This is a genomic window from Nocardia sp. NPDC055053, from assembly GCF_053608285.1.
Map to the genome: position 1 here is coordinate 104,527 of NZ_JBSGVD010000016.1, position 9,635 is coordinate 114,161.

Below are 9,635 nucleotides of genomic sequence, written 5' to 3' on the forward strand. Positions count from 1 at the left end.
GTGATTCCGAAGTTGATGGCGGTCAGTGATGTGCACGTGGGGCATCAGGGCAACAAGCCGGTGGTGGAGCAGATCCAGCCGGATTCGCCGGAGGACTGGCTGATCGTCGCGGGCGACGTGGGCGAGAAGGCCGAAGAGGTCCGGTGGGCGCTCGAGCTGCTGCGTGGCCGGTTCGCGAAGGTCATCTGGGTGCCGGGCAACCACGAGCTGTGGACCACGCCCAAGGACCCGGTGCAGATGCACGGCGCAGCCCGCTACGACTACCTCGTCGCGATGTGCCGTGACCTCGACGTCGTGACACCGGAGGACCCGTTCCCGGTGTGGACCGGATCCGGCGCGGAGCAGTACGGCGGCCGCGTCACCATCGCGCCGATGTTCCTGCTCTACGACTACTCGTGGCTGCCCGCCGGGACCACCACCAAGACCCAGGGCCTGGCCGTCGCGCGCGAGCGCAATGTCGTCGCCACGGACGAATTCCTGCTGACCCCCGACCCGTACCTCACCCGCGACGCCTGGTGCCACGCCCGCGTGCAGTACACCCAGCGCCGCCTCGACGCCTTGGGCGCCGACACCCCGGTGGTCCTGGTCAACCACTTCCCGCTGGTCCGCCAGCCCACCGAGATCCTGTTCTACCCCGAGTTCTCGATGTGGTGCGGCACCGACCTCACCGCCGACTGGCACACCAGCTACAACGTGGTCTGCTCGGTCTACGGCCACCTGCACATCCCGCGCACCACCTACTACGACGGCGTCCGCTTCGAAGAGGTCTCCCTCGGCTACCCCCGCGAATGGAAACGCCGCGGCATGCCCGAGCCCCTGCTCCGCCAGATCCTGCCCGAACCGGTCTACGCCGAGGGCGACCTCAACGCCTGGGGCGGCCACTTCACGGTGACCCCGGAGATGGAAGCCGCGGCGGCCGAGATGCGCGCCAAAGCTGATCGTCGTCGCGGTCTGTGACCCCATTAGGCTGGGACCTGATGATTGACAACATTCTGCCGTCCGGGGTGGCCGCTGCCGAGCTGCTGGCGTACCCCGAGGACCTGAAGGCGCACCCGGCCGAGGAACATCTCATCGCCAAGTCGGTCGAGAAGCGGCGCCGTGACTTCATCGGTGCCCGGCACTGCGCGCGGCTGGCGCTCGAGCAGCTCGGTGAGCCGCCGGTGGCGATCGGTAAAGGGGAGCGCGGCATGCCGCTGTTCCCGCGCGGTGTGGTCGGCAGCCTGACCCACTGTGACGGCTACCGTGCTGCCGCGATGGCGCACGCGCTGCGGTTCCGCTCGGTCGGCATCGACGCCGAACCGCACGGCGCCCTGCCCGACGGCGTGCTCGAATCGGTCAGCTTGCCCGCCGAGCGGGACTGGCTGGCCGGTGCGCCGAGTGAGGGCCTGCACCTGGATCGCCTGCTGTTCTGCGCGAAGGAAGCCACCTACAAGACCTGGTTCCCGCTGACCCTGCGCTGGCTCGGCTTCGAGGACGCGCACATCACCTTCGAGATCGATTCCCGCACCGCCGATTCCGGCTCGGGAACGTTCCACACGAAGCTGCTCGTCCCCGGTCTGACGAACGACGGCGGCGCCCCGCTGACCTCGTTCGACGGACGCTGGCTGATCGCCGACGGGCTGATCCTGACCGCGATCGCGCACGGCTGATGGCCGCGCGTACGCCCGCGGTCGACCAGCTCGGCGGGCTGGTGATCGTCGACAAGGACGGCGGCTGGACCAGTCACGACGTGGTGGCGCGCAGCCGGAAACTGTTGCGCACCAAGAAGGTCGGTCACGCGGGCACCCTCGACCCGATGGCCACCGGTGTCCTCGTGCTCGGCGTGGAACGGGCGACGAAGCTGCTCGGGCAGCTGATCCTCACCACCAAGGCGTACACGGCGACCATCCGGCTCGGCCAGGCCACGATCACCGACGACGCCGAGGGCGAGGTCACCGCGACCACGCCGGCGCTGCACGTCACCGATGAGCAGATCGCCGCGGGTGTGGCCGCGTTGACCGGGGACATCGAGCAGGTGCCCGCCACGGTCAGCGCCATCAAGGTCGACGGTGAACGCGCCTACGCCCGCGCCCGCGCCGGCGAGGACGTCCAACTGGCCGCGCGTCCGGTCACCGTGTCGCGCTTCGACATCCTGGCCCGCCGCGATATCGCCGACGGCGAATTCGTCGACCTGGACGTGGAAGTCGAATGCTCCTCGGGCACCTACATCCGCGCCCTCGCCCGTGACCTCGGCGCAGCCCTCGGCGTCGGCGGCCACCTGACCGCGTTGCGCCGCACCAGGGTCGGCCCGTTCACCCTCGAACACGCCCGCACCCTCGACGAACTGGCGACTGCGGCCGAGGCCGAACAGCCACTGCTCAGCCTCGATATCGACACCGCGGTGCGCACGGCCTTCCCGCACCGCGACATCGACGATTCCCAGGCGAACGACCTGCGCAACGGCCGCTGGCTCGAACCGATCGGCCGCAAAGGCGTGTACGCCGCGATCGACCCGGCGGGCCGTGCCATCGCCCTGCTGGAAGAGAGCGGTAAGCGCGCCGCCTCGGTGATGGTGGTCCGCCCACAGGGCATCGGCGACTGACCCTCGCGGACAGTCCTCCGAGCAGGGAGGGTCTGCCCGGCATACCCGCTGCCAGGATCGGGCCGACGTGCAGCGGCCCACCGCGGCCCACCGGCGCCTCGGATACGTACAGTGGCGGTAACGGCCGGCGCCATGGTTATCGCCGCCCGCGGGGAAGGGTAGCGAGATGACTGCAGAACAGGTCGACACATTCGCGCTGTGGGACCGTGACGGTGACGGTCTGGTATCGGTCGACGATATCGCGGCCGGAATCCGTTCCGCCGGTGCCGAAGTCGACCACGCGGCGATCGAACGGCTGGTCGCGGCCGCCGACACCAACGGTGACTTCCTGGTCTCGCGTGCCGAATTCGATGCGGCTGTTGTCGAGGGGCGCATCGAGGTGACCGATGCCGAGGCGGCGTTCCGGGTGTTCGATGTCAACGGAGACGGGCGAATCTCGGTCACCGAACTGGATTCGCTGATCCGCCACGTCGGCGCGGGGCGGATCGAGGAACCGGCCGGTGATCTGCTCGCCGCCGCGGACCAGGACGGCGACGGGTACTTGTCCCTCGCGGAATTCCGGGTATTGCTGGACTTCCTGTCGCGCTGAAATCCAGGGGGAGATCGGCAGCGCGGTCGTCACCCGCTGTCGACCCGTCGATCGGTGCCGCGCCACTGTGTCAGTGCCACTGGATTTGTCGTTAACGTGCGCACCGCACCGGGCGATAGCCACGATGTATATCTGGCGGCTCGGAGGGTGAATCATGGCTGCGATGCGGAAGACCTGGATCGGCGTCATCGCCGGTGTGACAGCACTGTTGCTCGCCGGATGTGGAGGTGGTGACCCGCAGACACCGGGTACCCCGAGCTCGGCCCGTCCGACCACCGCGACCAGTACGTCACGACCGCCGGTCCTCATCCCGCCGACCGCAGGCCCGGTTACCGCCGCGCCGGTCGACACCGCCCCCGTGACCACCGCTGTGCCCACCACCCCGGCACAGCCCGGCCCGCCGCCGGCATCCGCGACAGGCACCGTCGTCCTGCGTACCGCGACGCTGTCGGGTGTTCCGGTTCCCGGTGTGCCCGTGTACCTTTCGCTCCAGCAACCGTGTGATCCGGCGAGCCACGACATCCCGGTCGCCGAGACCACCGAGACGCAGCGCCTGACCGGCGTCACCGATTCGTCCGGCCTGGCCGTCTTCGCCACCGCGACCGGCTGCTACCGCTTCGGCATGACGGCGCCCGCGGGAACGAACCCCGTCCCCGAAGGCATGCACTCACTGTTCCTGGTCGATGCGGGCGCCACCGTCACCGGGCAGCTCCGCTTCCAGGACGCGCCATCCGAACCGGCCACGGCCTGCGCCGAATCCACCATCGAGACCGAACTCGGCGTCGACCCGGCACCGGCCGCCGACATCAGCGAGTGCGACGGACAGTGGGCCGTTGTCTCCTGGGCCACTCCCGGTGACAACCAGCGAATCATCACCCGCACCTCGGGAACCTGGACCACCTATGTGCTGTTCCCGCACACCACCTGCTGGGACAAAGCCACCGCCGACGGCGTGCCCGACCGCCTGCGGAGCTACTTCAACTGCTGATCAGGCGGTGAGCCAGATCGCCTCGGCGGCAAGAGTTCCCAGCTCGGTGGGGGTGTTGGCGGCCGCGATGCGGACCGCGATGGTGCCTGCGTAATCGCGGCGCTCCTCGACCTCGATCACCGTGTCGAGGGCGATCCCGACCGAGTCGAAGTAGCGCAGCATCGCCGGATCGGAGTCGGAGATGCGAGCAACGCGGCCGGATTCGCCTGCCGCGAAGTCGCTGAGGCGGCGGGCCGGGGGAGTGGGGACGGCGCCGTCGGCGGAGGGGATGGGGTCGCCGTGCGGGTCGCGGTCGGGGTGGCCGAGTTTCGCGTCGATGCGTGACATCAGCAGTTCCGAGACCGCGTGCTCGAGCACCTCGGCCTCGTCGTGCACTTCGTCCCAGCCGTAGCCGAGTTCGTTCACCAGGAAGGTCTCGATCAGCCGATGCCTGCGCACCATCGCGATCGCGGCGCGCCTGCCGTGCTCGGTGAGGGTGATCGCGCCGTAGCGGGCGTGCTCGACCAGACCCTGATCGGACAGCTTGCGCACGGCCTCCGACACCGTCGAGGCCGACACCCCGATCCGCTCGGCGAGCAGCTTCGTCGACACCTTCTCCTGCGACCATTCCTGCGCGGTCCAGATGACCTTCAGGTAGTCCTGTGCCACCGCGGACAACTCGGGCGCGATCGTCGCGGTGGCAGCGAGTTCGGCCTGTTCACCGAGCTGCGTCGACGCGCGGCGGGGAGCGACATCTCGTTTACCTGGCACATCATTGATGTTAGGCATCCCTGGCCCGAATGCCACATCGGCGAACGGCACGGCGCGGTGCGAGGATCCTCCTCACACCGGAATTCTGTTCCCGTACCGCTTTGCGTAGGCTTCGCTCTGTGCAGAGATGGCGAAGTCTCGACGATGTGCCCGCGGACTGGGGGCGCTGCGTCCTCACGATCGGCGTGTTCGACGGCGTGCATCGTGGGCACGCGCAGCTGATCAGCCGTGCGGTGGCCGCGGCGAAGAAGCGCGGTGTTCCGTCGGTTCTGATGACCTTCGATCCGCATCCGATGGAAGTGGTGCGGCCCGGTTCGCATCCCGCCCAGCTCACCACCCTGCCCCGGCGCGCCGAACTCGCCGAGGAACTGGGCATCGACGTGTTCTGCGTGATGCCGTTCACCCAGGATTTCATGAAGCTCACCCCGTCCGGGTACGTCCACGACCTGCTGGTGGAACGTCTGCACGTCACCGAGGTCGTCGTGGGTGACAACTTCACCTTCGGCAAGAAGGCCGCCGGCACCGTCGACACCATGCGCGAGCTCGGCGGCCGCTTCGGCTTCGAGGTCGACGGGGTCACCCTGCTCGGCGAGCACGCCGTCACCTTCTCCTCCACCTACATCCGATCCTGTGTCGACGCCGGTGACATGACGGCGGCCGCCGAAGCGCTGGGCCGCCCGCATCGCGTCGAAGGCGTCGTCGTGCACGGCGACGGCCGTGGTCGCGGGCTCGGCTTCCCGACCGCCAACGTCGCCCCGCCCATGCACGCCGCGATCCCCGCCGACGGCGTGTACGCGGGCTGGTTCACCGTCCTCGGGCACGGCCCGGCCATCGGCACGGTCGAGCCAGGTGAGCGCGCGATGGCCGCGATCTCGGTCGGCACCAACCCGACGTTCTCCGGGCGCTCGCGCACCGTGGAGGCGTTCGTCCTCGACGGCGAGGCCGACCTGTACGGCCAGCACGTCGGGGTCGACTTCGTCGAGCAGTTGCGCGGCATGCGCAAGTTCGACACCATCGACGACCTGGTCGAGGCCATGGGCCGCGACGTCGAGAACGCGCGCAAGGTCCTCACCGCCGCCGACGCCTGAGACCCGATTCGAGGCGTCGTTACGGGTCAAGTAAAGTAGCTCCTCGGGTTTGCTGCGGTCCGCGGTGGCGCCCCTCCCGGGTAACCGGAACTTCGAGCGCGGAACTGAGAAATAGGAGTCGATGCCGCATGGCGCTGACCACTGAGCAGAAGTCGGCCATTCTGGCCGAATACGGCCTGCACGAGAAGGACACCGGCTCGCCGGAGGCGCAGATCGCGCTGCTGTCGAAGCGGATCTCGGACCTGACCGAGCACCTCAAGCAGCACAAGCACGATCACCACACCCGGCACGGCCTGCTGGCCCTGATCGGTCGTCGTCGCCGCCTGTCGAAGTACCTGCAGGCCAAGGACATCGAGCGTTACCGTTCGCTCATCGAGCGTCTCGGCCTGCGCCGCTGATCTGCTTCGACACGCCTCCCCGCTGAGGCGGTCGGCGAGTAGCCAATGGGAAGAAGTACACTTCTTCTCGTTGGCTATTCGTGTATTCGGGGACCATCGGGTTCCTTCGTGCACTACAACATGTGACAGCCGTGTGCATCCGTCCGCGTGGCGTCGGTCTTCGGTAGTGGCCTTTCGGCTGGCGTGTTCCTCACCGCCGTCGGGCTTCGATCGATGACCGCCTCCGCGTCGCCGCTTCCAAGGGGATACGGCCGGGTGCTGCGCGTGGCGACCAGGAGGGTTTCCACGTGTCCGTGTCCGGTACGGCTGACGAATAGCCGGTTCGCGCCCACATGGTGCTGCGCTCCGGCGAGACGAGAGGTCGAGAGAAGAAAAATGACGCAGACAACTGAACGTACTTCGACTGCGGTCGAGGTCGAGCCCGGTGTTTTCGAGTCGGTCGCGCTGATCGACAACGGTAGCTTCGGCACCCGCACCATCCGCTTCGAGACCGGCCGTCTGGCCAAGCAGGCCGCCGGCTCCGTCGTCGCCTACCTGGACGACGAGACCATGCTGCTGTCGGCGACCACCGCCGGTAAGCACCCCAAGGACCAGTTCGACTTCTTCCCGCTGACGGTCGACGTCGAAGAGCGCATGTACGCCGCGGGCCGCATCCCCGGCTCGTTCTTCCGTCGCGAGGGCCGCCCCTCCACCGACGCGATCCTGACCTGCCGCCTGATCGACCGTCCGCTGCGCCCGTCGTTCGTCGACGGCCTGCGCAACGAGATCCAGGTCGTGGTCACCGTGCTGAGCCTGGACCCGCAGGATCTCTACGACGTGGTGGCCATCAACGCCGCCTCGGCGTCCACCCAGATCTCCGGCCTGCCGTTCTCCGGCCCGGTCGGCGGCGTGCGCGTCGCCCTGATCGGTGGCCAGTGGGTCGCGTTCCCGACGGTGGAGCAGCTCGAGGGCGCCGTGTTCGACATGGTCGTCGCGGGTCGCGTCACCGAGACCGGTGACGTCGCCATCATGATGGTCGAGGCCGAGGCCACCGACAAGGTCATCGCCCTGATCGAGGACGGCGCGCAGGCGCCTACCGAGGCCGTCGTCGCCGAGGGTCTCGAGGCCGCCAAGCCGTTCATCGCCCGCCTGTGCCGCGCGCAGTCGGACCTTGCCGAGCTGGCCGCCAAGCCGACCGAGGAGTTCCCGCTCTTCCCGCCGTACGCCGCCGACGTGTTCGAGGCCGTCGAGGGCACCGCCAAGCGTGAGCTGAACGAGGCGCTGTCGATCGCCGACAAGCAGGCCCGCGAGGCCAAGATCGACGAGATCAAGGCCGAGGTGCTCGGTCGCCTCGGTGACGACTTCACCGGTCGCGAGAAGGAACTGGGCGCGGCGTTCCGCTCGGTCACCAAGAAGCTGGTGCGTCAGCGCATCCTCACCGACGGCTTCCGCATCGACGGTCGCGGTCTGGCCGACATCCGTCAGCTCTCCGCCGAGGTCGACGTGATCCCGCGCGCCCACGGTTCGGCGATCTTCGAGCGTGGCGAGACCCAGATCATGGGCGTCACCACCCTGGACATGGTGAAGATGGCCCAGCAGGTCGACTCGCTCGGCCCGGAGACCACCAAGCGCTACATGCACCACTACAACTTCCCGCCGTTCTCCACCGGTGAGACCGGCCGCGTCGGTTCGCCGAAGCGTCGCGAGATCGGCCACGGCGCGCTCGCCGAGCGTGCGCTGATGCCGGTGCTGCCCTCGCAGGAGGAGTTCCCCTACGCCATCCGTCAGGTCTCGGAGGCGCTGAGCTCCAACGGCTCCACCTCGATGGGTTCGGTGTGTGCCTCGACCCTGTCGCTGCTCAACGCCGGTGTGCCGCTGAAGGCGCCGGTCGCCGGTATCGCCATGGGCCTGGTGTCGGACACCGTCACCAACGACAAGGGTGAGGACGAGGTCCGCTACGTCGCGCTGACCGACATCCTCGGCGCCGAGGATGCCTTCGGCGACATGGACTTCAAGGTCGCCGGTACCCGTGAGTTCGTCACCGCCCTGCAGCTGGACACCAAGCTCGACGGCATCCCCTCGCAGGTGCTGGCCGGTGCGCTGAACCAGGCGCACGACGCCCGCACCACCATCCTGGACGTGATGGCCGAGGCCATCGCCACCCCGGACGAGATGAGCCCGTACGCCCCGCGCGTCACCGCGATCAAGATCCCGGTCGACAAGATCGGTGAGGTCATCGGGCCCAAGGGCAAGATGATCAACCAGATCACCGAGGACACCGGCGCCAACATCTCCATCGAGGATGACGGCACCGTGTTCGTCGGTGCGACCGACGGCCCGTCGGCGCAGGCCGCGATCGACGCGATCAACGCGATCGCCAACCCGCAGCTGCCGAAGGTCGGCGAGCGCTTCCTCGGCACGGTCGTCAAGACCACCGCCTTCGGCGCGTTCGTCTCGCTGCTGCCGGGCCGTGACGGCCTGGTGCACATCTCCAAGCTGGGCAGCGGCAAGCGCGTCGCCAAGGTCGAGGACGTGGTCAACGTCGGCGACAAGCTGCGCGTGGAGATCGCCGACATCGATAACCGCGGCAAGATCTCGCTGGTCCCCGTCGAGGAGGAGACGGCCGAGGCCGCCGCTCCCGCCGAAGAGACCGCCGCCGCGGAGTAAGCGCGCGGTAGCTTCACCACCTGCCGAAACCCCTCGCCGTATCGCACGGCGGGGGGTTTCGTCGTGTCCGGGCAGCCGCAGCCGCCGGAAAAGTGGTGTGAATCACTGCAATGCAACGTTGATGCAACGTTGTTTCACATAGTGTTGCCCGACACAGCGTGCGACTGCCACGTCGCCTCGGGAGCGATATGTTGCTCCGCTGTCCGCTCGACGTATGCGGTCGGATTGCTGGACCGTTCTCAGCGTCGGGAAACTCGGTCTCCGAGTCGAGATTTTAACGGAATCTGGTCCGGTTTATTGTCGGACCGCCTACGCTTCTCCTCGTCTGCTGGTGCGGGTGTCAGGTGTTGTGGTTTGACGATGGAGGTCGGGAGATAACCGAGTCATAGCTGGTTGCATGGCGGCGCACTGGATCGCGGCGATCGTGTCATAGCCGATCGCACTGAATTCCGGTGTGAGAGGGCGGATTTCGGGCAGGGTGCCCGGGGTTGGCCGCCCGGCGCCGATCCCGTCACCCCGGTGGGTCCGGGGAATCCCCAGAGTTGTTTCGCGGCCGCGTGGCGTCACCTGCGGCCGGTAGATGGAAGGCAGTCCA

9 protein-coding genes are annotated in these 9,635 nt (G+C 68.1%); 8 read left to right on the forward strand and 1 reads right to left on the reverse strand.

From position 1 onward, the window contains the following. The first annotated feature begins 15 nt into the window (after positions 1-15). The 5 genes from ACWF82_RS18760 to ACWF82_RS18780 all read left to right on the forward strand — a co-directional run bounded on the left by ACWF82_RS18760 (position 16) and on the right by ACWF82_RS18780 (position 4,158). Positions 16-957, forward strand: a complete 942-nt coding sequence (locus ACWF82_RS18760) for a metallophosphoesterase family protein (RefSeq protein WP_452502789.1) — start codon at positions 16-18, stop codon at positions 955-957. 20 nt (positions 958-977) lie between these two features. Then, positions 978-1,649, forward strand: coding sequence for a 4'-phosphopantetheinyl transferase Npt (npt, locus tag ACWF82_RS18765; RefSeq protein WP_452502721.1), 672 nt, complete (start codon positions 978-980; stop codon positions 1,647-1,649). Then, positions 1,649-2,581, forward strand: coding sequence for a tRNA pseudouridine(55) synthase TruB (gene truB / locus ACWF82_RS18770; RefSeq protein ID WP_452502723.1), 933 nt, complete (start codon positions 1,649-1,651; stop codon positions 2,579-2,581). Before npt ends, truB begins: the two co-directional genes overlap by 1 nt. A gap of 166 nt (positions 2,582-2,747) precedes the next feature. Further along, entirely contained in the window at positions 2,748-3,170 is a 423-nt protein-coding gene (locus ACWF82_RS18775; protein WP_452502725.1) for an EF-hand domain-containing protein, read from the forward strand. 154 nt (positions 3,171-3,324) lie between these two features. After that, positions 3,325-4,158, forward strand: coding sequence for a hypothetical protein (locus ACWF82_RS18780; RefSeq protein WP_452502727.1), 834 nt, complete (start codon positions 3,325-3,327; stop codon positions 4,156-4,158). On the opposite strand, the gene ACWF82_RS18785 is transcribed toward ACWF82_RS18780, so the two are convergent. Next, positions 4,159-4,926: a metal-dependent transcriptional regulator gene (locus ACWF82_RS18785; protein WP_452502729.1), complete on the reverse strand. Its 768-nt coding sequence runs from the start codon at positions 4,924-4,926 to the stop codon at positions 4,159-4,161. It lies immediately after the preceding gene. Between the two features lie 101 nt (positions 4,927-5,027). On the opposite strand from ACWF82_RS18785, the gene ACWF82_RS18790 reads away from it, so the two are divergent. The 3 genes from ACWF82_RS18790 to ACWF82_RS18800 all read left to right on the forward strand — a co-directional run bounded on the left by ACWF82_RS18790 (position 5,028) and on the right by ACWF82_RS18800 (position 9,040). Continuing rightward, on the forward strand, positions 5,028-5,996 hold the full coding sequence (locus ACWF82_RS18790) for a bifunctional riboflavin kinase/FAD synthetase (RefSeq protein ID WP_452502731.1): 969 nt from the start codon (positions 5,028-5,030) through the stop codon (positions 5,994-5,996). A gap of 128 nt (positions 5,997-6,124) precedes the next feature. After that, positions 6,125-6,394: a 30S ribosomal protein S15 gene (gene rpsO / locus ACWF82_RS18795; protein WP_019048089.1), complete on the forward strand. Its 270-nt coding sequence runs from the start codon at positions 6,125-6,127 to the stop codon at positions 6,392-6,394. Positions 6,395-6,769: 375 nt separating this feature from the next. Next, complete coding sequence (locus ACWF82_RS18800; RefSeq protein WP_452502733.1) at positions 6,770-9,040, forward strand: polyribonucleotide nucleotidyltransferase; 2,271 nt, start codon at positions 6,770-6,772, stop codon at positions 9,038-9,040. Positions 9,041-9,635: the final 595 nt, after the last annotated feature.